Origin of the sequence: Marinospirillum alkalitolerans, assembly GCF_045055655.1 — a bacterium.
GTDB lineage: Bacteria > Pseudomonadota > Gammaproteobacteria > Pseudomonadales > Halomonadaceae > Marinospirillum > Marinospirillum alkalitolerans.
In genome coordinates this window covers 206,161-229,327 of the sequence record NZ_JBANFI010000001.1, presented here as the reverse complement: position 1 = coordinate 229,327, position 23,167 = coordinate 206,161, and the positions used below count along the sequence as shown (strand labels likewise).

20 protein-coding genes are annotated in these 23,167 nt (G+C 53.4%); 14 read left to right on the top strand and 6 right to left on the bottom strand.

Annotated elements, in window-relative coordinates; translation table 11 throughout:
- Positions 1–110 precede the first annotated feature (110 nt).
- From ftsY to rpoH, 4 genes are all read left to right on the top strand, one after another.
- On the top strand, positions 111–1,259 hold the full coding sequence (ftsY, locus tag V6U78_RS00990; protein ID WP_405336255.1) for a signal recognition particle-docking protein FtsY: 1,149 nt from the start codon (positions 111–113) through the stop codon (positions 1,257–1,259).
- A 41-nt stretch (positions 1,260–1,300) separates the two neighbouring features.
- On the top strand, positions 1,301–1,969 hold the full coding sequence (ftsE, locus tag V6U78_RS00985; RefSeq protein WP_405336252.1) for a cell division ATP-binding protein FtsE: 669 nt from the start codon (positions 1,301–1,303) through the stop codon (positions 1,967–1,969).
- A complete protein-coding gene (ftsX, locus tag V6U78_RS00980; protein WP_405336249.1) occupies positions 1,969–3,057 on the top strand; it encodes a permease-like cell division protein FtsX in 1,089 nt (362 codons plus the stop codon). Before ftsE ends, ftsX begins: the two co-directional genes overlap by 1 nt.
- A gap of 125 nt (positions 3,058–3,182) precedes the next feature.
- Positions 3,183–4,055, top strand: coding sequence for an RNA polymerase sigma factor RpoH (gene rpoH / locus V6U78_RS00975; protein WP_405336247.1), 873 nt, complete (start codon positions 3,183–3,185; stop codon positions 4,053–4,055).
- Positions 4,056–4,162: 107 nt separating this feature from the next.
- Here the strand turns inward: rpoH and V6U78_RS00970 are convergent, their stop codons facing one another.
- Together V6U78_RS00970 and V6U78_RS00965 are read right to left on the bottom strand one after the other, a co-directional pair.
- Complete coding sequence (locus V6U78_RS00970) at positions 4,163–4,858, bottom strand: LrgB family protein (protein ID WP_405336244.1); 696 nt, start codon at positions 4,856–4,858, stop codon at positions 4,163–4,165.
- A complete protein-coding gene (locus V6U78_RS00965; RefSeq protein ID WP_405336241.1) occupies positions 4,855–5,175 on the bottom strand; it encodes a CidA/LrgA family protein in 321 nt (106 codons plus the stop codon). The genes V6U78_RS00970 and V6U78_RS00965 overlap by 4 nt, the downstream gene beginning before the upstream one ends.
- A gap of 270 nt (positions 5,176–5,445) precedes the next feature.
- On the opposite strand from V6U78_RS00965, the gene V6U78_RS00960 reads away from it, so the two are divergent.
- The 7 genes from V6U78_RS00960 (at position 5,446) to rnk (ending at position 16,040) form a co-directional block, all read left to right on the top strand.
- Positions 5,446–7,014 carry a Na+/H+ antiporter NhaC family protein gene (locus V6U78_RS00960; protein ID WP_405336238.1) on the top strand — a complete coding sequence of 523 codons (1,569 nt, stop codon included), beginning with the start codon at positions 5,446–5,448 and terminating at the stop codon, positions 7,012–7,014.
- Positions 7,015–7,155: 141 nt separating this feature from the next.
- Positions 7,156–8,709, top strand: a complete 1,554-nt coding sequence (locus tag V6U78_RS00955; RefSeq protein ID WP_405336235.1) for a methyl-accepting chemotaxis protein — start codon at positions 7,156–7,158, stop codon at positions 8,707–8,709.
- A 77-nt stretch (positions 8,710–8,786) separates the two neighbouring features.
- Positions 8,787–9,728 carry a tripartite tricarboxylate transporter substrate-binding protein gene (locus V6U78_RS00950; RefSeq protein WP_405336232.1) on the top strand — a complete coding sequence of 314 codons (942 nt, stop codon included), beginning with the start codon at positions 8,787–8,789 and terminating at the stop codon, positions 9,726–9,728.
- A 63-nt stretch (positions 9,729–9,791) separates the two neighbouring features.
- Positions 9,792–12,542 (top strand): putative bifunctional diguanylate cyclase/phosphodiesterase, encoded by a 2,751-nt coding sequence (locus tag V6U78_RS00945; RefSeq protein ID WP_405336229.1) that lies wholly within the window; start codon positions 9,792–9,794, stop codon positions 12,540–12,542.
- Between the two features lie 452 nt (positions 12,543–12,994).
- The gene (gene ilvD, locus V6U78_RS00940) at positions 12,995–14,830 is read left to right on the top strand and encodes a dihydroxy-acid dehydratase (protein ID WP_405336226.1); all 1,836 of its coding nucleotides are present in this window, start codon (positions 12,995–12,997) and stop codon (positions 14,828–14,830) included.
- A complete protein-coding gene (locus V6U78_RS00935) occupies positions 14,808–15,524 on the top strand; it encodes an MliC family protein (protein WP_405336223.1) in 717 nt (238 codons plus the stop codon). The genes ilvD and V6U78_RS00935 overlap by 23 nt, the downstream gene beginning before the upstream one ends.
- A gap of 99 nt (positions 15,525–15,623) precedes the next feature.
- Positions 15,624–16,040 carry a nucleoside diphosphate kinase regulator gene (gene rnk / locus V6U78_RS00930; protein WP_405336220.1) on the top strand — a complete coding sequence of 139 codons (417 nt, stop codon included), beginning with the start codon at positions 15,624–15,626 and terminating at the stop codon, positions 16,038–16,040.
- 126 nt (positions 16,041–16,166) lie between these two features.
- On the opposite strand, the gene arsB is transcribed toward rnk, so the two are convergent.
- Positions 16,167–17,183 carry an ACR3 family arsenite efflux transporter gene (gene arsB / locus V6U78_RS00925; RefSeq protein WP_405336217.1) on the bottom strand — a complete coding sequence of 339 codons (1,017 nt, stop codon included), beginning with the start codon at positions 17,181–17,183 and terminating at the stop codon, positions 16,167–16,169.
- 309 nt (positions 17,184–17,492) lie between these two features.
- Here arsB and V6U78_RS00920 point away from each other — a divergent pair, with 309 nt between their 5' ends.
- Both V6U78_RS00920 and V6U78_RS00915 read left to right on the top strand, forming a co-directional pair.
- On the top strand, positions 17,493–18,080 hold the full coding sequence (locus tag V6U78_RS00920) for a hypothetical protein (protein ID WP_405336214.1): 588 nt from the start codon (positions 17,493–17,495) through the stop codon (positions 18,078–18,080).
- Between the two features lie 193 nt (positions 18,081–18,273).
- Positions 18,274–19,317: a hypothetical protein gene (locus V6U78_RS00915; protein WP_405336211.1), complete on the top strand. Its 1,044-nt coding sequence runs from the start codon at positions 18,274–18,276 to the stop codon at positions 19,315–19,317.
- Between the two features lie 3 nt (positions 19,318–19,320).
- Here V6U78_RS00915 and V6U78_RS00910 read toward each other — a convergent pair whose 3' ends face one another.
- Together V6U78_RS00910 and V6U78_RS00905 are read right to left on the bottom strand one after the other, a co-directional pair.
- A complete protein-coding gene (locus tag V6U78_RS00910; RefSeq protein WP_405336208.1) occupies positions 19,321–20,694 on the bottom strand; it encodes an ATP-binding protein in 1,374 nt (457 codons plus the stop codon).
- Positions 20,691–21,476, bottom strand: coding sequence for a response regulator (locus V6U78_RS00905; RefSeq protein ID WP_405336205.1), 786 nt, complete (start codon positions 21,474–21,476; stop codon positions 20,691–20,693). Before V6U78_RS00905 ends, V6U78_RS00910 begins: the two co-directional genes overlap by 4 nt.
- Before the next feature lie 231 nt (positions 21,477–21,707).
- On the opposite strand from V6U78_RS00905, the gene V6U78_RS00900 reads away from it, so the two are divergent.
- Positions 21,708–22,154 (top strand): hypothetical protein, encoded by a 447-nt coding sequence (locus V6U78_RS00900; protein WP_405336202.1) that lies wholly within the window; start codon positions 21,708–21,710, stop codon positions 22,152–22,154.
- An 82-nt stretch (positions 22,155–22,236) separates the two neighbouring features.
- Here the strand turns inward: V6U78_RS00900 and V6U78_RS00895 are convergent, their stop codons facing one another.
- Positions 22,237–23,166, bottom strand: coding sequence for an exopolyphosphatase (locus tag V6U78_RS00895; RefSeq protein WP_405336199.1), 930 nt, complete (start codon positions 23,164–23,166; stop codon positions 22,237–22,239).
- Between the last annotated feature and the right edge of the window lies 1 nt (position 23,167).

Genomic DNA, 23,167 nt, shown 5'->3' with positions numbered 1-23,167 from the left:
CAAGATCGAAATCTTTTTATTCCTGGGCCAGAGGGCCGCTCGCTTCTACCGTCCTGGGCAAGCAGGTGGTAGGATACCCTATTCGTTCGCTAATGAAGATACAAAGAACCATGCTCGGACTATTTAAACGTAAGAAGAAAGAGGCTGAAGAGCAGATCACCCCAGCCACGAGCGCTCCGGCTACGGAGTCACCCAATCAAGCAGATGCAGCCGACCTTGAGCAACCCACCAAGGCAGTAGCCGTATCCACGCCCTCCGCCTTAGACACACCTTCTGCTGAGCCCAGCCCAGTGGTGCCTCAAGCTGAGCCTCTCCCAGTCGTTGAGAAAAAAGGCTTGTTTGCACGCCTAAAAGCCGGTCTGGCCAAAACACGCAGTGGCCTGGCAGAGTTATTTTTAGGCAAGCGCCAGCTCGATGATGAGTTGATGGAAGAGCTGGAAACACGTCTTTTGATGGCCGATGTTGGCATGAAGGCCACGCAAGAGATCATTGCCACCTTGACACAAAAAGTTGAACGCAAACAGCTTCAGGATGCACCAGCCCTGTTTGAGGCCCTGAAAGAAGAACTCAAAGAGCTGTTGCGCCCCATTCAGACACCGCTCGCTGAGCGCCAGTCTCAAGAATTCACCTCCATTTTGATTGTTGGTGTCAATGGCGTGGGCAAGACCACCACCATCGGCAAGCTGGCTAAACGCTATCAGCAACAAGGCAACAAGGTCATGCTGGCTGCTGGAGATACCTTCCGTGCCGCTGCGGTAGAGCAGCTGAAGATCTGGGGTGAGCGCAATCAGGTTCCCGTGATTGCCCAACATACTGGAGCAGATAGCGCGAGCGTGATTTTTGATGCCCTGCAAGCTGCACAAGCCCGCCAGATGAATGTCCTGCTCGCCGATACAGCAGGACGTTTACACAACAAAAGTAACCTGATGGAAGAACTAGCCAAGGTGCGCCGCGTGATGCAAAAGGTGGACACCCAAGCACCACACGAAACCTGGCTGGTCTTAGATGCCGCAACCGGCCAAAACGCACTGGCCCAGGCACGCCAATTCCATCAATCCGTCCCGCTGACCGGTTTGATTCTGACCAAGCTAGATGGGACAGCAAAAGGCGGCATTGTCTTTGCCTTGGCCAAAGAGCTGGGCTTACCAGTACGCTTTATCGGTGTTGGTGAGCAGGTCGATGATCTGCGCGTTTTTGATGCCGATCAGTTTGTTGATGCCCTCTTAGCTTTTGATGAGCAAGACACAGCAAGCGCATAACCGACGGCATCCAGAGGGTGGCAACGGATCAGGGAGGCAGGATGATCCACTTTAGCAATGTTTTTAAGCGCTATGAAAGCGGGCACGAAGCCCTGCAAAACGTTAATTTTTTATTGAATGAAGGTGAGATGGCCTTTCTCACCGGCCATTCTGGTGCCGGTAAGAGCACGCTGCTCAAACTGATTATGCGCATGGAAGTGGCCACCCGTGGCCAGGTGGTGATCGATGGCATCCCACTGAATACGATGAAAAAGCGCTATGTGCCCTATCTGCGGCGCAAGGTTGGGGTGGTCTTTCAGGACCACCAGCTGCTGTTTGATCGCAGCGTCTATGACAATGTGGCCCTCCCTCTGATCATTGAAGGCATGCGCCCACAAGATATTGCCAAGCGCGTGCGTGCCGCACTCGATAAGGTTGGCCTGCTCTCCAAAGAGAAGATGAACCCCATCCTGCTCTCCGGCGGTGAGCAGCAGCGTGTCGGTATTGCACGGGCCGTCGTCAACAAGCCCCCGATTTTGCTCGCCGATGAGCCGACAGGTAATCTCGACCCGCAGCTATCGGCTGAAATTATGCAGCTGTTTCGTCAATTTAATGCGGTGGGGGTCACAGTGCTGATTGCCTCGCATGATATCGATCTGATCAGCCGGATGCGCATGCGTATGCTGGCTTTACGCCAAGGGAGCTTGGCCCATGATGGAGTCATGGCTTGATGCAAAGAAAATCGGATTCTTCTCGCCCTAGTGGGGCCACCTTTGCCTACAAACCCAAGCGTGAATCTCATGCCCCAGTCAAAAAAGCGGCAGGCAATCGCCTACGCTCAGGGCCTGATCCACGTCAAAAGGGCCAGCCAACTGGCGCGCAATTTAAAGAGATCGACCGCGCCACACGACTCAGTGCTTGGCGGCGTCATCATGCCAAAATGGCTCTAGATAGCCTGCTACGCCTATTACGCGCACCCTTCGCCAGCCTGATGACCTGGGGCGTCATCGCCATCGCCTTATCTCTCCCGGTTGGGCTGTATGTTTTTATGAGCAACGCCCAGCTGGTCTCCAGCAACTGGGATGGCACAGCGCAGATTTCTCTTTATTTGCATGATCGTATTCAGGATCGTCAGGGTCGAGAGCTGGCCAATAGCCTGCAACTGCGTGATGACATCGCTGAAACCCGCTTTCTGTCAAAAGAGCAGACACTGGCTGAGTTTCGCGAGTTTTCGGGCTTTGGAGAAGCGCTCAACTACCTCGATTCGAATCCTCTACCTGCCGTAATTGTTGTGCGCCCAACGACCATGAGCGTGGAAGCCCAGCAGACCCTTCTTGCCGAGCTGGATGCGATGTCAGAAGTCGAAGAAGCCCAGCTCGATCTGGCCTGGGTCAAGCGTCTCTTCCATATCATGGAGTTAGGACAGAAGATGATTGCTGCACTGGGTTTACTACTCAGTCTGGCCGTACTGCTGGTCATCGGCAATACCATCCGCCTGGCCATTGAAAATCGCCGTCAAGAAATCATCGTGGTCAAGCTGATTGGGGCTACCGATGCCTTCGTTAGGCGGCCTTTTCTCTATACCGGCATCTGGTACGGATTAGGAGGCGGGCTGCTGGCTTGGCTACTGATCAATGCCTCACTCTTTTGGTTGGATGGCCCAGTCAAAGCCCTAGCCAGCGCCTATGCAAGTGACTTCAGCCTGATTGGATTAAATGCTGGCGACTCGCTGTTATTGCTCTTTTCGAGTACACTATTGGGCTGGTTCGGGGCGTGGATCGCCGTTAGCCGTCATCTCGGTGAAGTCGAACCGCGCTAATCTTGGCGCATATCAAAACAAGGATGAGACTTATTTTGATGAACGGATCGGTGAACTCTTGATCCTTTCATCAGTCAGAATCAGCGTTGAATTTTTATGCATGACCTATTTTGGAGCTATTGTTCATGAGCACACAGCTACAAGCCGTTGATGTTTTTTCACCTGGTCGTGATCTCCAAGCTTATATCCAAACTGTCAATAGCATTCCCTTATTAAGCGCCGAAGAAGAACAGCAACTCGGCACACGTTTACAACAAGAAGGGGATATCGAGGCCGCGCGTTTGCTGGTGTTATCCCATCTGCGCTTTGTGGTTCATATCGCCAAAAGTTACAAGGGCTATGGCTTGCCCGAGGCGGATTTAATCCAAGAAGGGAATGTTGGATTAATGAAGGCAGTGAAGCGTTTTGATCCCACGATGGGCGTGCGGCTCGTCTCCTTTGCGGTACATTGGATCAAAGCCGAAATTCATGAATTTGTGCTGAAAAACTGGCGCATTGTTAAAATTGCGACCACCAAGGCCCAGCGGAAACTCTTTTTTAATCTGCGCAGCGCCAAAAAAAGCCTGACCTGGCTTAATCAGAACGAAGTCGAAGCCATTGCCAGTGATTTGAATGTTAAACCAGAGACCGTCCGCGAGATGGAAGGCCGCCTGACCTCGATCGATGCTGCCTTTGATGGCCATGCACAGGAAGAAGATGAGACCAGTCTGCCCTATGCACCCGTCAACTATCTCGAAGACCATCGCTACAATCCAGCCGAACAAATTGAGCAGGCCAATAGCGAGGCTGATACCCATGATCGTCTGGCACTAGCACTGGCAGCACTCGATGAGCGCAGTCGCCATATTGTGCAACAGCGCTGGTTGAATGACAGCAAGGCCACGCTGCATGAACTGGCCGATCACTATGGTGTTTCAGCAGAGCGCATTCGCCAGCTGGAGAAGAATGCAATGAACAAGCTCAAGCAGGCCATGCAAGAACCCCTTCTGATCGCCTAGGTTCTTTCTATCTATTTATCGCTACGCTTCCAACCCCCATCAGCGACTGCTGGCTGGGGGTTTTTAGTGGCTCTCAGACGAACCTTCTGGCAGAGGCCCCTGCGCCCTTAAAACCACCACCAATAGATCAAAGGCAGGAAAATGGCCGTTAAGGCACCGGTCAAGCTCATTGCCAAGGCGGCAAAAGCGGCTGTTTCCTCGCCTTCTTGTAAGGCTGTAGCAATACCAACTGCATGGGCATTCAAACCGAGGCTCAAACCACGCGCAGCAGGCAAATCTATACCGGCCCATTTGAGTAGTAGAGGAGCCAAAATGGCACCGAGTACACCTGTTAGCATCACGAAGACTGCGGCCAAGGCTGGGGCGCCACCTAGATCTTGTGCCAGCAGCATCGCGATCGGCGAAGTCACCGATTTCGGTGCCAGTGCAGCAAGCAAAGCCTGATCAGCACCCAGCATCCACGCCAGAGCCAGCACCAAGCTCACTGTCGTCAGGCCACCCACGAGCAGAGCAATCAATAAAGGCCAAAAATACTGACGGATGCGGGCCAGCTGACTATATAAAGGCACTGCTAAGGCCACAGTCGCTGGCCCCAAAAAGAGCCAGAGCAGATCAACTGAAGCCGAGTAGGTGGCAAAATCCATCTGTACCGCATACAAAATCAGCAGCACCACACCCACCCCCACCAGCACAGGTTGCAGCAAAACAGAAGGCCAGAGGCGACGTAACTCCAGTGCAAGCTGATAACCAAGCAGCGTGATCAACAAGCCAAATAAAGGATGCTGAGTCAGCAGGGACATCATGATGCATCCTGGCGCAGCATCAGTTTTTGCATCACCCAGGCTGTTAAGGGCAGGCTCACACACAAGGACCCCACCAGAGCCACACTGAGCGCCAGCGCATGCTCAGCCAGCAATGCCCATTGATCCATAATCCCCACGGCGGGTGGAATCAGCATCAGCGGCAGATAGGTGAGTAGCTGCGCACTGGTCGTTTGCAACACCTGGGGCACGCGCCCTAAAAGGAGCAGAGCAACCAGCAGCAGCAACATACCCAGCACCGGGCCAGGCAAGCCGACGCCCCAAGCCGCGATAAGGCTCCCCAGTATTTGAAACATCATTAACAGCACTAAACCCCACATAGCACTTCTTCTCCACAGCTCGACTTCAAGTCATCGCGCTTGACCCGCCTGCCCACGGGCATGGCGCAAAAAGGACGTTGAGCGCACAAGATGCACATCCCCAGCCATAAATTCAAGCGCGAAAATGGCTTCAGATAAAAGCACCACCCAGATCCTTTCATCAAAATCAAGGCGCATTGCTTTTGGCAAATCTGGCGTAGCAAGTTAGAATCCCTCCCCTCCCTTCGACTGACACAAAAAAGCCCAACCATGATCGATTATTCTCATTCCTGGATTTCTCTACTGCCGCCTTTGTTTGCACTGGGTCTGGCGATTCTGACACGGCGAGTGCTGCTCTCACTCGGTTTGGGTATCCTGCTTGGTGCCCTACTGCTGTTTAGCTTTGCGCCTTGGGGCAGCCTCAAGTACCTAGGCCAAGGACTGCTCGGTCTGGTGGTAGAAGACGGAGGGGTGAACACATGGAATATGAGCATTATTGCTTTTTTACTGCTCTTAGGGATGATGACAGCACTGATGACCCTCTCTGGCGGCACACGTGCCTTTGCCTTATGGGCTGAAGAAAGAGTGCGTGGGCGACGCGGCGCACAATTTCTGGCATTTTTCTTAGGGATCTTTATTTTTATTGATGACTATTTCAATAGTCTTGCCGTCGGGTCTGTTGCAAGGCCGATTACCGATCGCTATCGCGTTTCACGCGCTAAACTGGCCTATATTCTGGACTCCACCGCAGCGCCGATGTGTGTCCTGACCCCTGCTTCCAGCTGGGGGGCTTATATCATCACCTTGATCGGCGGGATTCTGCTTAGTCATGGCATTGTGGATTATTCACCACTGGGCGCTTTTGTGGCGATGCTGCCTTTTAACTTTTATGCCCTCTTTGCTCTGCTGCTGGTGTTTGCTGTGATCTGGCTGCAAATTGATCTGGGGCGTATGCACTGGCACGAAGCGCGTTTACAAGCCTTTGAGCAAGACAGCTCGGCCAAAGCCAGTCCAGATGAGCAGATCCAAGAGCATGAAGAAGGTCGCGCTCTTGATTTGGTGCTGCCGATTGTCACGCTGATTATCGCCACCTTTGCCAGCATGGTCTGGACAGGCGCACAGGCGCTACAAGCCGAAGAAGCGGCCTTTTCACTCTTGGGCGCGATGGAAAATACCGATGTCGGCCTGTCTCTCTGCCTTGGTGGCTTGGCTGGCTTAGCGGCTGCACTGGTCGGTGCGCTGCGCCAAAAGATGAGCTGGCCAGCGATCGCCCATGCTCTAAAAATCGGGGCCAAATCCATGGTTGGCGCTATTTTGGTGCTGTTTTTTGCGTGGATGCTTGGCGGCGTCATCAAGGATATCCAAACTGGCCAATTCCTAGCGAGTCTGACTCAAGCCTATCTGGACCCCCAATACCTGCCGCTGATACTGTTCCTCGTCTCTGCCGTGATGGCCTTTTCCACGGGCACCTCTTGGGGCACCTTCGGCATCATGCTGCCGATCGCAGGAGACATGGCCGCAGCCACCGAGATCGCACTGATGCTGCCTATTCTGGCTGCCGTGTTGGCCGGTGCCGTTTTTGGTGATCACTGCTCACCGATCTCGGATACGACGATCCTCTCTTCAACCGGTGCCTGGTGTGAGCATATAGAACACGTCACTACGCAGCTGCCCTATGCACTTTCTGGTGCTCTGATTGCCGCTGTGGGCTATCTGGCTCTGGGCATGACGGCCTCTTTAAGTCTGGCTTTAATCAGCGCCAGTTTGGCCTTCTTACTGACTGTCTGCGCGCTTTACCTCTGGAGCCAGCGGCTCAAGGCAACGCGCCCCCAAGGCTAAGCTCACCTCGCCACCGCCAGCTTGGTCGGTGGCGTTTTTTTTGCTAAAGATCAGTCTTCTATGCATAAATAGAAGGAAAAAGAATTCTCCCTTGCCTAGACTTGAAAAAATCAGTCCTTAATTAAAGCAAGGGTGATCTCAATGCGTATCAACCAGCCTGTCACCAACCAGGAACACTTGTTCAGTGCCGATGAGGCGCTTATTTCCACCACAGACCTCAAAGGCATCATCACGCATTGCAATGATGCTTTTGAAAAAATCAGCGGCTATACCCGCGCTGAATTGATTGGCCAACCTCATAACCTGGTACGCCACCCGGATATGCCTGCCGCCGCCTATGAGCGCATGTGGTCTTACCTGAAGGCAGGTCAACCGTGGATGGGGCTGGTGAAAAATCGTTGTAAAAATGGTGATTTTTACTGGGTGAATGCCTATATCACGCCGGTGACGGAAAAAGGTAAGGTCATTGGCTATGAATCGGTGCGCAGCCTACCCAGCCGAGCGGATGTCAAACGCGCTGAAGCTGTTTATGCCGCGCTGAAAAACAATAAAAAACCCGCTTTATCCTGGCGACGCAAGCTGGTCTATGGCCTGCCACCCTTCAGCCTCACTATCGCTGCCTGGTTAGGCTGGCAATGGGGCAGCTTCAGCGCCAGCCTGTGGCTAGCGGTGATGCTCCCTGTCTGTTTTGGGCTCCTGCTGATGCGTTTTCATACCCAAAGCCAACGTCTCGCGCATGAGCTGGAAGGCTGCTTTATGGATGAACTGGCGGTCCCCACCTACACCAGTGTCAAGGGGACACTCGGCCAGCAAATCGTGGCGATCAAGAGTCTCAAAGCTCATCTGAATACTGTTCTCGTCAGGATTGAGGACGCTTCGTTACAAGTCAGCAAGCGCACAACACAGGGAGCACATTTAGCCCAAGATGCTTGCGACAGTCTTGAGCGCCAAAGCCAGAGCACCAACCAGATGATTGAATCTATTCAGCAGCTGAATGAAGCGATTCAGGAAATTTCTTCTCATCTTGGGCAAACTGCTTCGGCTTCTGAAGCCTCTCTCACGCAGGCCCAACAAGGCCAGCAGGTCGCCAAGATCACTCATCAAGTGATCGACCAACTGAGTGGACGAGTAGAACAAATCAGTGCGACCGTCAACGAGCTAGCAGAGCACACACAAAAGATCTCACTAGCCGCTGACACCATCGAACAGGTGGCAGAGCAAACGAACCTACTGGCGCTGAATGCTGCCATCGAAGCGGCACGGGCGGGTGATCATGGTCGCGGCTTCTCAGTGGTGGCAGATGAGGTCCGTCATCTGGCCTCCAGCACCAGCGAGTCCACGCGCAGTATTCGTCAGATTGTAGAGCAACTGCGAAGCGAAGCCGCCAAGGCGGTCGATGTGGCACGACAAGGGGTCGAAGAAGCTCAGTCCAGCGTGAACCAGGTCAATGAAACCAGCAGTATGCTGGAATCCATTGCCGCATCCGTGAAGAGTATTGCTCATAGTACAACGCAAATGGCTGCTGCAGTTGAGCAGCAGGCCAGTACCACACAGACCGTCAGCCAAGGGCTGGATGATATCAGTCATTTGGCACAGGAGTCGGCGCAGAGCAACGCCATTGCCGTCCAGAGCATGCGCGAAACTGGGCAGATCGCAACAGCCATGCATGAATTGGTCATGGGTTTTAAACGCTAGGCAAGAAGGCGCAGAAGAGCTAGGATCAATAACATTGAGATACAAAGCCGCCGCCCCAGTAGAAGCGAGGTAATACAATGACCCAGATTCAACGCTTCCTCTCTTGGTGCTTAGGAGCCCTGTTGTTGATCTGGCCTCTGATGTCCTTCAGTGATTTTCCGAGCCGCCCTCTCACATTGATCATTGGCTTTAACCCCGGCGGCAGTGTCGACCGTCAGGCACAGATGATCAGCCAGCTGTTAGAGGAGCGCCTCACCCAAAAGATCGAAATTGTTTATCACGCTGGAGCCGGTGGAGCCACTTCGGCAGCCATGCTGGCCTTCAGCCGCGAGCAGGGCTATGTCTTACAGTACGGGCCATCGCATACCTTTGTATTCACGCCTCTGGCCTCCATTACTTCCTATGATCCACAGAGTTTTCGCTATATTGCTGCCTTAACACGAGATCAACTGGCACTGGTCACAGCCAGTGACAAAAACATTGACTCCTGGGAAGCACTGCTGGCCTATTGGCGTGAACAAGGTGAGCTGCGCTATGCCACACAAATTCTACTGGATCGCTACATTATGCGTTCTATTGCTGCGCAGGAAGGGCTTTCGCTCCAGATCATTCCCACCAGTGGCGGCCGCCATATGTCTGAGCTACTCCTGAATGGCAATGTGGACCTTGCCTTTAGCGGCGGGACGCATCAGCGCTTTGCGGATCAGATGACCGTACTGGCTTCTTTTGGCTCCGAGCGGTTGATCGACTACCCAGAGCGCCCTTCAATTGAAGAACTCGGCTATCCTTACAGTCTGAATTCCTTTGGCGTTTTTGCTGTCCCTGCGGACACCCCAGATACCCAGATCGAGGTTCTCTCTCAGGCGCTGGCTGAGATCATCGAAGATCCTCGCTTTGTCCGCTTTATTGAGCAAGAGATCCAGGTTCCCATTGCTTTTTTAAATGAAGAACAGCTCACTGGCTATCTAGAGCGTCAAGCTCAACTCTTTCGTCAGCTTGTGGAACAGCATCAGCCTTGACCCTTGGCTTATTTCAACCTCCACACCTGTGTTGGGGGCTTTTTATTGTGAGGAGCAAGACACTTGCGCAGCTATCGTTTTACCACCTTAGTCGTTCTTGTTTTTGGCATCACCGGGTTACTGGCCGCCGCCTTAACGCTAGGCTATTCGCTTCAGGTCAATCAACACAATCTTGAAACCGAGATTCACAACAGCCTACAGCAACGCCAACGCACGCTGACAGGGCAGATCGAAAGCCGCCTCGAGCTCTTAGATGCCTATCTACACAGCACACTGGCGAACCAGGTCTTTTCTCATCTGGCCGCCCAGGAAGATCTCGAGTTCAACGCCTCAGAAGAACTGCTGTTTTTATTCCGTGATTCACGTGCCAGCCAACTACTGGATTTTTTCTTTCTGCTGGATACCAACCAAGAGTTGGTTTTTGATGCCGGTACAGAAGTCTACCCGACCGCCCCTTTGATTGCGGCCTTGCGCCCCTCTATTCACTATACCTTTGGCTGGCGCAGCGTCTATTTTGATGGCGAAAGCGCTCTGCTGATGGCCGCCCCCGTCTTTGATCCTGGCACCCTACGTCTGCGTGGTTATCTCTTTATTGGCTTGGCGCTGAGCCAAAACCGCAGTTTTCATCAGCGCCTGTTGCATCAAGCTGATATTGATTTTGTACAGCTTGAACAGCATCAGCGCCGACTGCTGACGCTGGGGGACACCGTCGGAACTGAAGGCGCAATAGAAACCGAGCAGTTTATCTATCAGGATGGGCTCTATCTAATGCAGCAGGCACTGACTGAAACCGAACGCCTACCGCAAGGTTTAGTCATGACCCTTGGACTGAATGCGCAGCGAGTGGGCCTTCAACAGCGCAGTTTTCTGGCCAGTTTTGCCATCACTGGCGGTGGATTCTTGTTGCTGCTGGCTTTTGCCGCATTGCTCTTACATCACACTCATCATCGTGCCATCAAAAAGCTGATGACCTATATCAAGAGCATCCAGCAGGGCAATAAGGAGCAGCTGTTTCAATCCACCTCGATTGTTGAATACAACCGCGTTGGTGCCGCAATGGAACAGATGGTCGCGGATCTGACCGTCGCCGCACGGGTTTTTGAATCCGCAGAGGGCATGCTGGTCACCGATGAGGAGCGTGCGATTCTTCGGGTGAATGCTGCTTTCACGGATATCACCGGCTACACCGCCGAGCAAGCCCTGCATCTTCGTCTTGAAGAACTGCTCTTTGCTCAACCCTCCACCCATACCGAGCAGTTATTGGATGACTTCTCGCCTGATCGACTCAGCCCAGAATGGATTGAAATCCAGCAGGCGCTGCAAGAAAAGGGCTGGTGGCAGGGTGAGATCGCCACTCGGCGCCCGAATGGACAAAGCTACCAGCAGTGGCTTGGTATTTCAGCCGTCTACCGCCAATCCGATGGGCGTCTACTGAACTATGTCGTCACACTGCTCGATATCTCACAAAGAAAGGCAGCTGAACAAAAGATTCGCCACCTGGCTTTTTTTGATCAACTCACTGGCCTGCCCAATCGTCAGTATCTGCTCGATCATCTGGCCGAACGCCATCAACGCGCCCAGCAACAAGGCCAGCAGCCCTATGCCGCATTAATCAGTATGGATATCGATGACTTCAAGCTGCTGAATGATACTCAAGGCCATCCAGCAGGTGATCAGCTGCTCTGTCAGATTGCAGAGCGTCTGAAAGCTTGCCTGCCGCCCAACACCCTGATCAGCCGCTCTGGTGGCGATGAGTTTACACTGCTGCTCGATCCGGTGAACGAGGAGGCAAGACTCGCGCGTGAGCAGACAGAAGCCAGAATCAGGCAATTGGAGCAACAGCTCAACCAGCCCTATTACGTCAATCAGATCCAGTACTACACCACCTTTAGCCTTGGCATAGCCCTGTCTGCCGCCACAGAAGAAGTCAACCAGCTGGTTCAGCAGGCTGATCTCGCCATGTATCAAGCTAAGGCTGCTGGGAGACGGACCTGGCGCTTCTTTGACCCCAGCATGCAAGCCCGTATGCAGGCCCATGCTGCACTGGCCCATGCAATGCGCCTGGGCATCGAGCAGCAGCAATTCTTACTCTACTATCAGGCCCAGTATGATGATCAACAAGGATTGATCGGCGCTGAAGCCCTAGTACGCTGGCAGCATCCTGAGCGAGGCATGGTATCGCCTGCGGAGTTCATTCCCGTCGCCGAAAATACGGGGTTGATTCTCCCTCTAGGGCGCTGGATTCTGGATGCCGCCTGTGCAGAACTGGCACGCTGGCAACAGCATCCTGAGTCTGCCAGCTTGTCTGTGGCGGTGAATATCAGCGTCCTCCAGTTCCGCCAGCCTGAGTTTGTTGATGAGGTTCTGGCTTGCCTTGCGCGCCATCAAGTCTCGCCTCAGCAACTCAAACTCGAGATCACTGAAAGCCTGTTATTGAATGACGATGAAATGCAAGACACCATCAATAAGATGACGGAATTGCAACAAGTAGGAATACGCTTTGCTCTGGATGATTTTGGCACCGGCTACTCATCGCTGTCTTACCTGAAAAAACTGCCGCTGGATCAGCTTAAAATCGATCAATCCTTTGTGCGCGATATGCTCACTGATCCACATGATCGCGATATTTCACGCACGATTATCTCCTTAGCGCAAACGCTGGAGCTGTCTGTTATCGCTGAGGGGGTGGAACAACTTGAGCAAAAAGAGCAGCTGGCTTTATTTGGCTGCCATGCTTATCAAGGCTATTACTTTGGGCGACCCATGCCAGCGACAGATTTTGTGCAGGCGCTCATACAGCCGCCCACTCGCTAAGGAACCTCTGATCAACGTTACGAGCACAGGTCAGGCAAGGCGAAATTGATCGAAAAAGCGGAGTTTACACGGAGTAAATGAGCATTTTGAGACCAATTTCAACGCAGTATGACCAAGCGCAGTAGTTAATCAGAGGTTTCCTCATCAATTCTGCCCCGCTCTCTTTGCCCTATTGGCGATATCACCCGCTGATGCGGCAAAGATCTTGAAAATCCTGCTGAAATACTAGAAGCTAGTTTGATTCTGATCAGTTCCTCTTGCCAACCAGCAAGAAGAATCGGTAATACAGCGGGTTATCAGCTCACATCACCTTACCCAGAGAGTGCGGCCATCGCCGCTTTCGATCAGAGCGCAGCCCTCAGGCTGTGAATCAATCTATTCCAACGAGCCAGATTCGCGCTCTTCTGAGCGAGACTCCTTTTAGAGATGACCTGATTTAACGAGGATCAACCATGCCCACTTATCGTTCACGCACTTCCACCGCTGGCCGTAATATGGCAGGTGCCCGCGCTTTATGGCGTGCTACAGGCATGCAGGATGAAGACTTCCAAAAACCCATTATTGCTGTCGCCAACTCTTTCACTCAGTTTGTACCTGGGCATGTGCACCTGAAGGATATGGGCCAGCTGGTCGCCCGCGAAATCGAAAAAGCAGGTGGCGTCGCCAAGGAATTCAACACCATCGCCGTCGATGACGGTATCGCGATGGGCCATGATGGCATGCTCTACTCCCTGCCCAGCCGCGATCTGATAGCAGACTCAGTCGAATATATGGTCAACGCCCATTGCGCGGATGCGCTGGTCTGTATCTCGAACTGCGACAAGATCACCCCCGGCATGCTGATGGCTGCGATGCGCCTGAATATCCCGGTGATCTTTGTCTCCGGTGGCCCGATGGAAGCAGGCAAGACCAAACTGGCCAATCATGGGTTGGATCTGGTGGATGCCATGGTGATCGCCGCTTCTGATGCGGATGATGAAACCGTCGCTGAGTATGAGCGCTCAGCCTGCCCCACCTGTGGCTCCTGCTCAGGTATGTTTACCGCCAACTCCATGAACTGCCTCACCGAGGCTCTCGGATTATCGCTGCCGGGCAATGGCACCACACTGGCAACCCACGCTGATCGCCGCCGCCTGTTTGAAGAAGCTGGACACCGTATTGTCGAACTGGCCCGCCGCTATTATGAGCAGGATGATGCCTCGGTCCTGCCGCGCAATATCGCCAACCAAGGCGCTTTTTATAACGCGATGGCACTTGATATCGCCATGGGTGGCTCAACCAATACCATTTTGCACCTGCTCGCACTGGCGCAAGAAGGTGGTATCGATTTTGATCTGTCGCATATTGATCAACTCTCGAAAAAAGTCCCGCAGCTGTGCAAGGTGGCCCCCAACACGCAGAAGTATCATATTGAAGATGTGCATCGTGCTGGTGGCATCTACGGCCTGTTGGGTGAACTGGATCGCGCGGGCCTCTTGGATACTTCGCTCCCAACTGTGCATAGTGCCACCCTTGCAGAAGCCCTGGATCGCTGGGATATCCTGCGCAACCCCACACCAGAAGTGCTCGAGTTTTATCGCGCTGGCCCTGCTGGCATCCCGACTCAGCAGGCCTTCAGCCAAGCCACGCGCTGGCCGAGTCTGGATGGTGATCGTGAGCAGGGCTGTATCCGCAACCTCGAACACGCCTTTTCTCTTGAAGGCGGTCTTGCGGTGCTCTACGGCAATCTGGCCGAAGATGGCTGTGTGGTCAAAACAGCGGGCGTTGAAGATGAGCTGCTTGTGTTCCGTGGACGTGCTCATGTGACTGAATCACAAGAAGAAGCTGTCGCCAATATCCTCGCAGGCAAGGTTAAAGAAGGCGATGTCGTGATCGTGCGCTATGAAGGCCCCAAGGGTGGACCGGGCATGCAGGAAATGCTCTACCCCACCAGCTATATCAAATCCAAGGGATTGGGCAAATCCTGTGCGTTGCTGACCGATGGCCGCTTCTCTGGCGGTACTTCAGGGCTGTCCATCGGGCATGTTTCACCTGAGGCTGCTGCAGGTGGCACCATAGGCTTAGTCCAAAATGGCGATCCGATTCTGATCGACATCCCACGGCGTTTAATTCAACTCGAAGTCGATGAGGCAGAGTTGGCAGCACGCCGCGCGGCGCAAGATGCACTGGGTTGGAAACCTGCGCAGCCACGTCCGCGTCAGGTTTCGACGGCACTCAAAGCCTATGCACTGCTCGCCACCTCGGCGGACAAAGGGGCGGTTCGTGATGTCTCGAAGCTGGAAGACTAGCTGGGTTCAACCTCGGCGCTGGCAACACCTTGGCTGGGCATGCCTGCTCAGCCTGTTGCTTGCAGGCTGCCAGAGCACGCCGATCGTTGAAGAGATCAGTGAGACTAGCCTGTGGCGCTGTGATCAGCGTGATGAACTCGCCACGCGCTTTCAAGGAGAACACCTCTGGTTGATGCTCCCGGGTAGCGATGAATGGCTGCATCTACAGGCCGCGCGTGCGGCTTCGGGTGCCCTGTATCGCGATGCCGCATCGGGCACCAGCTTCTGGAATCGCGGCGAGCGAGCGCGAGTCGAAACGCCGGAGCACACCTGGATGAACTGCCAGCTCACCGAAGTCACCACACGCCACATTGCCAGCCTGCCCTATGTGGTCGGTACAGATCGCTCTCCACAAGCGGTCACATTGCGCGCCAATGGGCATCATCCTGGTTGGCGTTTGGAAGTGCGTCAGGCTGGCACGGCTGAATTGAGCTTTCGTTTTGGCACCCAGCGTGTTGCGCTTGAAGAGGTCACCTTGATCGATCAAGATCTGATTGAAAGTCGCTATCGTGCTCTTACCCAGGCCGGTGAATCACTGCACTACCAGGTGCAAAACATCCTCTGTATTGATGCGGCCAGTGGTGAACCACTACCGCATCGGGTCGAAATTCACTTTGAAGGCCAGATCTACAGAGGTTGCGGACAAAGCTTTTAAAGGCTATCTTATCTGAAATCGTCCATCACCCCCGCAACCTCGTTGCGGGGGTGAGTTTTTTTATTGAGTTTAAAAAACTGTTATTGAGGTTAAAAAGCAATGGTTGCACAACTCCATCTGCTCATGAATGAGCTTGACCACGCACGCTTGGAGCGCCTTCTGGAAAGGCCTGAGTATGCCAAAATGCCTGTCGCTGAAGCCCTGGCCGAGCGCCTAGATCAAGCCGATGTGGTCGATCCACAAGAGATTCCTGCTGATCTGGTCAGCATGCATAGCCGCGTGCGCTTTCGTGATCTGAAAGCGGATATCACGCTCGAAAAAGAACTGGTCTACCCCCACAACCTCGACCCACAAGCGACAGATCAGCTGTCTGTTCTCGCTCCTTTGGGCGCGGCCTTGTTGGGTGCCCGCGTTGGACAAGAAGTCCACTGGCAGCTGCCCAATGGCAAGGATGCGGCTTTGGTTGTTGAAGAAATCCTGCATCAGCCTGAAGCGGCTGGCGAGCTTTTCCGCTAGGCAGCTTTTGATTCACTCGATCTGACCACAAAAAAAGCGCAGCAAGGACATCTCCAAGACTGCGCTCTTTCTGGCAACCTGACCCTCACAACCAAAGTGGATTCATGGATTGTCCCAAAGACTGGATCAAGCAAACCAATGGCGTGTTTTATTCGCGAGATAGACCAAAGACAGCATCACAGGCACCTCCACTAAAACACCGACCACCGTGGCTAAGGCTGCCCCTGAGTGCAGACCAAACACAGAAATCGCCACCGCCACCGCTAGTTCAAAGAAATTCGACGTACTAATCATACAGGCTGGGGCGGCAACACGATGCGGTAAGCGCAACCAATAAGCCGCCGCATAAGCCAGTACAAAGATGCCGTAGGTTTGAATCAGTAAAGGGATGGCGATCAGACCAATGGCCAAGGGCTGATCAAGGATGGTTTCTGCCTGAAAACCAAATAACAAAATCACCGTTGCAAGCAAACCAAGAATGGACCAAGGCTTCATGCTGCGTAAAAAGCCTTCCAACCGCCCTTGATGCCCCTGCTTTTCTAACCAGCGCCGTGTCAGCACACCAGCGACCAGCGGCAACACCACATACAGCAAGACAGAAAGGAGCAAAGTTTCCCAAGGAACATAGATATCACTCACACCCAGCAAGAAGGCCGCCAAGGGAGCAAAAGCAAAAATCATGATGACATCATTCACCGAAACCTGAACCAGCGTGTAATTTGGGTCCCCTTGCGTTAATTGGCTCCACACAAAGACCATTGCTGTACAGGGAGCGACCCCCAATAGAATCATCCCCGCAATATATTCCCCCGCGGTTTGTGGATCGACCCAATCGGCAAAGAGCACACGAAAAAACAGCCAGCCCAAAAAAGCCATCGTAAACGGCTTAATCAACCAGTTAATCACCAAGGTAAGGATCAACCCTTTCGGCTTTTTACCGACATCTTTAATCGCACTAAAATCGATCTGAACCATCATGGGGTAGATCATCACCCAAATCAGCACCGCCACGACAAAGTTGACATGCGCAAACTCCAGCTTAGCGATCAGCGCAAAGACATCAGGCAGCAGATTACCCAGCATGACCCCAGCCGCGATACACAGCGCAACCCACACAGTGAGGTAGCGTTCAAAAATACCCATACAAGCTCCTGTTGATTTAAGCCGACTCAATAAAAAGCCAGATTTTGATCTCAATCCGCCTTACCTAAATATATGGTAATCCATATATAGAAAAATACAAATACCTTGATAGGATACATGAGCACTGCTTTACTCGCCCTTCGGCTATTAAAAAAGCCAAAAAAGAACCCATTCAAAGACTAAAACACCACAGGCCTATTCCTGCTCTTTTTCTTTAGAGCGAGTTCACACTTTTGCGTCAAGAGGGTTGCCTTCCAGAATCAGTCAGTTAGTATCCCCTACACCTGAACAACTCAAGGAAGGATAAAGATGAACTTCACTAAAAAACACCTCGCTCCTGTCATCACCGCTTCACTACTGGCTTTATCTGGTCAGGCCACAGCCCAGGCGCTTGATTACAACCGTGTGGAAGCTGGATTGGCCATGTACCCGGGTATTTCGGGCCATACGCCAATCGGGATTGACCTGCGCGGCTCATTCGAGCTGGATGAGTTTGGTGCCGAGAATTTCTTTGCTTTTGGTGGCTTGCAGTACCTGACGGATAAGCTGGACTACACCCTCTTTCATGTGGGCGGTGGCTATCAGCATGCCGTCAATCAACAAACCAGCCTTTGGGGTGGTGTAACCATTGAATACACCAAAGTAGAGTACAGCAATTGGTGGGGTAAATGGGATGCCAGCGACACTTCGCTGGGCTTACGTGGTGGGGTACGCCATCAAATTCAACCTGATCTCGAACTCGGCGGTAGTCTGCGCTTGATCACAGGAGATCTGGACTATGTGGGTATCACAGGCTCGGTACGCTACGATCTTCAACCTCAATTTTATCTGCTTGGCGAAATAGACCTCTTTGATGGTGATCTCGGCTTCATTGGCGGCATTGGGATGCATTTTTAATCAGCTGTCCTGCACAGCATCAGTGGATAAACTCAACTTAAGTTGAGTCGAAACATCCACCCAAAATCCATGATAATCTATCCTGATTCACGGCCGCTTGTTGGCCGTGTTCTTTTATCAGGATAGATCTCTTATGGACCGACTTGGGCTGCTCTTGCTCTGTACTCTTCTCCTTGCTGGCTGCAAACCAGCCATGACCCCTTCTGCTGATGAGGCCAGCCTGGCGACGCATCGCTATAGCGCCACGCCCTGCTGGTTGAATCAGCCCTATTCAGCCAGAGCACGCGGTGTGGTGGCGATCACCAGTCAATATGGCGGCGGTGATTTACTGGCACTGAGTCGTCGCCAAGCTTTAGAGACACTGGCTGATCTTTTTGATTTGCAGCTGCAAGATGAACTGGATGTGTCTGGCTCAACCTTTGTTGCCAGCGGTCAGACGCTGCGCCTAGCACCCAGCTGGACGCAGGATGGGCAGCATTATAGCTATGCCTATTTTGCTGATCCTCAGGCCGATGCGTGGGTCAGGCAAAGCTGCCAGCCTGCTCAGTGCGCGCCAGAGCGCTGCTCGCCTAGCTGGTTGTGCAATGAAAGCCAAGAGAACCTGTCTACCGTCACCGTGAGTCAGCTATCCGCGAATCTGCGTGAACAGTATCGTTTCTTGTTTGAGAATGCCTTGGCTCAGTATCAGGCCATACATGGCGTTGAAGTCCAAGCTGAACGCACTCAGCTTCATCGCCAGAGTGCGAGCGCTTTACGCATAGAAACCTCTTTGCGTGAGATTGAGCGCACCCAGCTGGAATTTGCCAGCACCAACTTAAGTCATCCGCTGGTCTTGACTCATTCGTGCCGTATCGAGAACACCCTGTATGGCCGTTTTGAACTCCTCGGCTACGCCCCGCAAGTCACGGCGTTCAGCTATCCAGCAGACTGGCATCTGAACCCTGTCTACCAAGAAGGCTGGGTGATCGGCCAGTTTTCTGGCTTGCTATCACGCAATTTGATTTCACTGAAAATTCAGGAAGCGGTCAACCACGGGCTGTTGGCCTTAGCACGCACCCAACATACCCATATCAGCAGCGATCAGTTTCAGGTAGAACGCAACGCTGCAGGGCACTATATGATGCAGTTCGTCCATGAAACCACACGCGGCGAGGTGCGTGCTCAAGTGCGCAGTGTGCGCTTTACTGGCAGTGCGCAGGACCCGCAGGTCTTTGTGTTGATGGAGGCACTGCCCTAGCGCTTATGCCAGAGGCCAGCGCACTTCAACACGCAAACCCGAGTGACCATCAAGGCGGTCGGTCAAGCTGAGTTGGCCGCCTGTTTGCTGCACCAGATGATGTGCGATCGCCAAGCCCAAACCTGTGCCACCAGTATGGCGTGCACGCGAGGTCTCCAGCCGATAAAAAGGCTCTAGCACCTTCGCGCGCTCTTCAGCGGGGATCCCTGGACCACGATCCTGCACCACTAGGCAGAGAGACGACTCACTCGTCTGCAGCTGTAACTCAGCGCCACCAGCATAGTGCAGCGCATTGGTGATCAGATTGTTCACCAACCGCTTGACCAACTGAGGTTGACCTAACAAGGCGAAGCGCTCAGGCCCTTGATAGCTCACCGCCTGCCCTTGATCTTGATAGTCATCACTCAGACTGGCGAGTAAAACCGCCAGATCATAGCTGCGTGGCGGTTCGGCCTGGTGCCCACGCACAAAATCCAATGACATGGCGGTCAGCTGCTGCATCTCTTCCAAGCTCTGAATCAGCTTTTCTCGATCTTCGCCTTCAGGAAGCAGCTCCAGCCGCAAACGCATCTGTGTCAGCGGTGTGCGCAGATCATGCGATAAGGCGGCTAGAATCAGCGCCCGTTCTTTGAGCTGCCTGCCAACCTGCTCCTGCATCTGGTTAAAAGCATGGATGACTTCACGAATATCTTCTGGCCCCTGCTCTTGCAGCGGCTGACTCTGACCCAAGGCAAAGCGCCGCGCGGCCTCACTGAGGGTTTTCAAGGGTCGCAGCTGCTGACGCACAAAAAAGATCACCGCAGCGGTGATCAAGCAGGCGCTGATCAAGAGACTGGACCAGATACGCCATGCCCAAGGCTGGGCTTCATGAGGCGTGGCAATACTCAGATTCAGCCATTGCGTTGCATTCAGCCGCAGGCTGGCCTCCAACCAAGGTTGGCAGCCCCAATGGCGACGGCGTTCTTCACGGCTCTGAATGGATTCCCAACGCGCCTCGCAATCCTCTTGTGGATAAATCAGATGAAAGCGGGCCTCAGGACGAGGCTCAGGGAAGGCATGGAGCAAGCGCTCTCGAGTTCGCTGATTAATCTTCTGATCCATGCTGGCGGACACCCCAGGTTCAGCCGCCAGACGATAGTGCAACTGGGGCGAAGACAGGGCGCGCAAGAGCTGAGGGCGTGAGCTCTCAGGCAGCTGAGTGAGAAGGTCATAGGTGATGGCCAGACGTTGACTCGAATGACGCAAACCGGCCTCATGCAGCTGTTCGCGCCTTTCATCAGCCACAATCAGCAGCGGCACCACCTGCCCCAATAGCAGCGCCAACAGAATCAGCAGCAGCAGGCGTCCAGCCAGGCGTTGTGGGAGCCAACGTTTCACAAGGGTGCCTCTTCTCCAGAGCGCGTCACTTCAGCATTCAGCTGATAGCCACCGCCCCAGACAGTTTTAATCAGACGTGGCTGACGGGTGTCTTCTTCAATTTTGCGCCTTAAGCGAGAGATCTGATTATCAATCGCCCGATCGAAAGCCTGAGCTTCACGCCCTGCGGTGAGATCGAGCAGCTGGTCTCGTGTCAGCACCCGACGAGGATGATGCAGCAGCACCTTCAGCAGCTTGTACTCTGCATTCGATAAAGCCAGCTCAACGCCTTGAGGATCAATCAAATCTCGCGTTCCGGTATCCAAGGTCCAGCCTGCAAAGTGATAACAGACTCGCCCGCTGCGAATCGGCTGTGCTTGCACGAGCGTTGAGCTGGCTTCTGACGCACCCGAACGGGTCACCAGAGCAGAGGCCGCCACACTGGCACGGCGCAATACGGCCTTAATCCTTGCCAGCAATTCGCGCGGATTAAAGGGCTTGGCAACATAATCATCGGCGCCGATTTCTAGCCCCAATATGGTCTCGGTGGCTTCACCGCGAGCCGTCACCAAAATCACCGGCAGCTGCGGATGATGCTCACGAATAAAGCGGCACAAACTCAGGCCATCTTCTCCCGGCATCATCACATCCAAAAGCACCAGATCAGGCGTCTGCTGATTCAGCGCAGCGCGCAGGGCTTGCCCTTCGGCGGCAACACTGACATCAAAACCTTGCTCGCTGAGATAACGCTGCAACAAGGTGCGAATTTCAGGATCATCATCGACTGCAAGAATATGGCTCATCTTGAACTCCTTCAAACAACTCAGACCTCCATTCTAGAGCAAGGCCGCTCCAGAAGAATCGCAAAAGTGTATCAACCTCCACCTCTTGCCCATCCATACGCCCATCCATCTCAACACGAACAGGCTGAGCGCACGAGAGACTTTTGCGACACTTCACGGACAGTATCAAGATCCGCACGCGACAGAGGTATGGTGAGATAAGACCTATCTCCCAACCATGAGGAATTTGTGATGTCGACTCTCCGTTTAGCACTTTCTGGAATCGCCCTAAGCCTTGCCCTGAGCCAACCCCTCTGGGCAGAAACACCTGCCACCCCAGCCGGTAGTACACCCAGCGCCGAGCGCGCAGCCTGCCAAGAACGCGCTCAAGGGCAAAGAGCGCAGCATCGCCACCTCGCCCGCAGCGAGCGCAGCGAATCAGCCCCCAACTGGAACCTGACTGAACTCGAGACCCTGATGCAAGCCCGCGCATTACGCTTAGGTGGATCAGGCGCAACAGCCGAGCTGACACCGCTCAGCAGCGGCGGCTATCAAGTCGTCTTCAAGCAGGCCGATGGCAGCGTTATCCGCAATCTGGAATTAGATGAACAAGGAAGACCAACAGAGCGAATGGAACGAGGCCAGCGTCGTGGGCCTGAGGCACGCCAGCGCGGTCAGGCGACCAACGTGATCGAATAGCCAAGAAAAAGCCCTCAAGACTGGTCATCCAGCACTTGAGGGCTTAATGAGCTAGGCTTCCTAGATCAGAAGCTATCCCGCATTAACCGTCGGCATTGATCTTAGCGACTAATTTCGCCAGCACCGCTTCAGCCTCGTCATTACTGACCTGACACGTTCCCGCATTCAGGTGGCCTCCACCATTATATTGCAGGCACAGCTCACCCACATTGGTGTTGGATGTTTTGTTGAGAATGGATTTACCTATCGCAAACACCGTATTTTGCTGCTTCAAACCCCACATCACATGAATCGAGATATTGGTTTGAGGATAGAGGGCATAGAGCATAAAACGGTTGGCGGCAAAGATGGTTTCTTCATTGCGTAAATCCAGCACCACCAGATTGCCATGCACCGTAGCGCAGCGCTGAATTTGCTGGCGCGCTTTACTCTCATGCTCAAAGTAGAGCTCTGTGCGTTCTTTCACATCTGGCAGCAGCAGTATTTCGCTGATGGTGTGATTACGGCAATAATCGATCAGCTGCATCATCAACTGATAGTTTGAAATGCGAAAATCATGGAAGCGACCCAGACCCGTGCGCGCATCCATAATGAAGTTCAACAGCACCCAGCCTTCAGGGTTCAATACCTCGTCTTCATTAAATTGCGCCGCATCGCCCTTATCGACCGCCGCCATCATTTCATCCCAACGCGCAGGAAAAGCCTCATGACCCCCATAGTGCTGCCATACCACGCGCGCTGCTGAAGGCGCATCAGGATCAATAATATGATTCTCGGCCTGCTCTGCATTGCGCAGGGTTTCACTTAAATGGTGATCAAAAGCCAGATAACAGCCAGCCACATAAGGCAGGTTAGTGGTAATGTCACGCGGGCCGATCTCCACCTTGCCATCCTGCATGTCCTTGGGGTGAACAAACTGAATATCATCAATTAAATCGAGGTGCTTCAGTAAGGCGGCGCAGACTAAACCATCAAAATCACTGCGCGTGACCAAACGATATTTTTCAGACATA

Excerpts from the sequence above, each read along its gene's own strand:
- ftsY (WP_405336255.1), top strand. The coding sequence starts at position 111 with ATGCTCGGACTATTTAAACGTAAGAAGAAAGAGGCTGAAGAGCAGATC.
- ftsE (WP_405336252.1), top strand. The coding sequence starts at position 1,301 with ATGATCCACTTTAGCAATGTTTTTAAGCGCTATGAAAGCGGGCACGAA.
- ftsX (WP_405336249.1), top strand. The coding sequence starts at position 1,969 with ATGCAAAGAAAATCGGATTCTTCTCGCCCTAGTGGGGCCACCTTTGCC.
- rpoH (WP_405336247.1), top strand. The coding sequence starts at position 3,183 with ATGAGCACACAGCTACAAGCCGTTGATGTTTTTTCACCTGGTCGTGAT.
- V6U78_RS00970 (WP_405336244.1), bottom strand. The coding sequence starts at position 4,858 with ATGATGTCCCTGCTGACTCAGCATCCTTTATTTGGCTTGTTGATCACG.
- V6U78_RS00965 (WP_405336241.1), bottom strand. The coding sequence starts at position 5,175 with ATGATGTTTCAAATACTGGGGAGCCTTATCGCGGCTTGGGGCGTCGGC.
- V6U78_RS00960 (WP_405336238.1), top strand. The coding sequence starts at position 5,446 with ATGATCGATTATTCTCATTCCTGGATTTCTCTACTGCCGCCTTTGTTT.
- V6U78_RS00955 (WP_405336235.1), top strand. The coding sequence starts at position 7,156 with ATGCGTATCAACCAGCCTGTCACCAACCAGGAACACTTGTTCAGTGCC.
- V6U78_RS00950 (WP_405336232.1), top strand. The coding sequence starts at position 8,787 with ATGACCCAGATTCAACGCTTCCTCTCTTGGTGCTTAGGAGCCCTGTTG.
- ilvD (WP_405336226.1), top strand. The coding sequence starts at position 12,995 with ATGCCCACTTATCGTTCACGCACTTCCACCGCTGGCCGTAATATGGCA.
- V6U78_RS00935 (WP_405336223.1), top strand. The coding sequence starts at position 14,808 with ATGTCTCGAAGCTGGAAGACTAGCTGGGTTCAACCTCGGCGCTGGCAA.
- rnk (WP_405336220.1), top strand. The coding sequence starts at position 15,624 with ATGGTTGCACAACTCCATCTGCTCATGAATGAGCTTGACCACGCACGC.
- arsB (WP_405336217.1), bottom strand. The coding sequence starts at position 17,183 with ATGGGTATTTTTGAACGCTACCTCACTGTGTGGGTTGCGCTGTGTATC.
- V6U78_RS00920 (WP_405336214.1), top strand. The coding sequence starts at position 17,493 with ATGAACTTCACTAAAAAACACCTCGCTCCTGTCATCACCGCTTCACTA.
- V6U78_RS00915 (WP_405336211.1), top strand. The coding sequence starts at position 18,274 with ATGACCCCTTCTGCTGATGAGGCCAGCCTGGCGACGCATCGCTATAGC.
- V6U78_RS00905 (WP_405336205.1), bottom strand. The coding sequence starts at position 21,476 with ATGAGCCATATTCTTGCAGTCGATGATGATCCTGAAATTCGCACCTTG.
- V6U78_RS00900 (WP_405336202.1), top strand. The coding sequence starts at position 21,708 with ATGTCGACTCTCCGTTTAGCACTTTCTGGAATCGCCCTAAGCCTTGCC.
- V6U78_RS00895 (WP_405336199.1), bottom strand. The coding sequence starts at position 23,166 with ATGTCTGAAAAATATCGTTTGGTCACGCGCAGTGATTTTGATGGTTTA.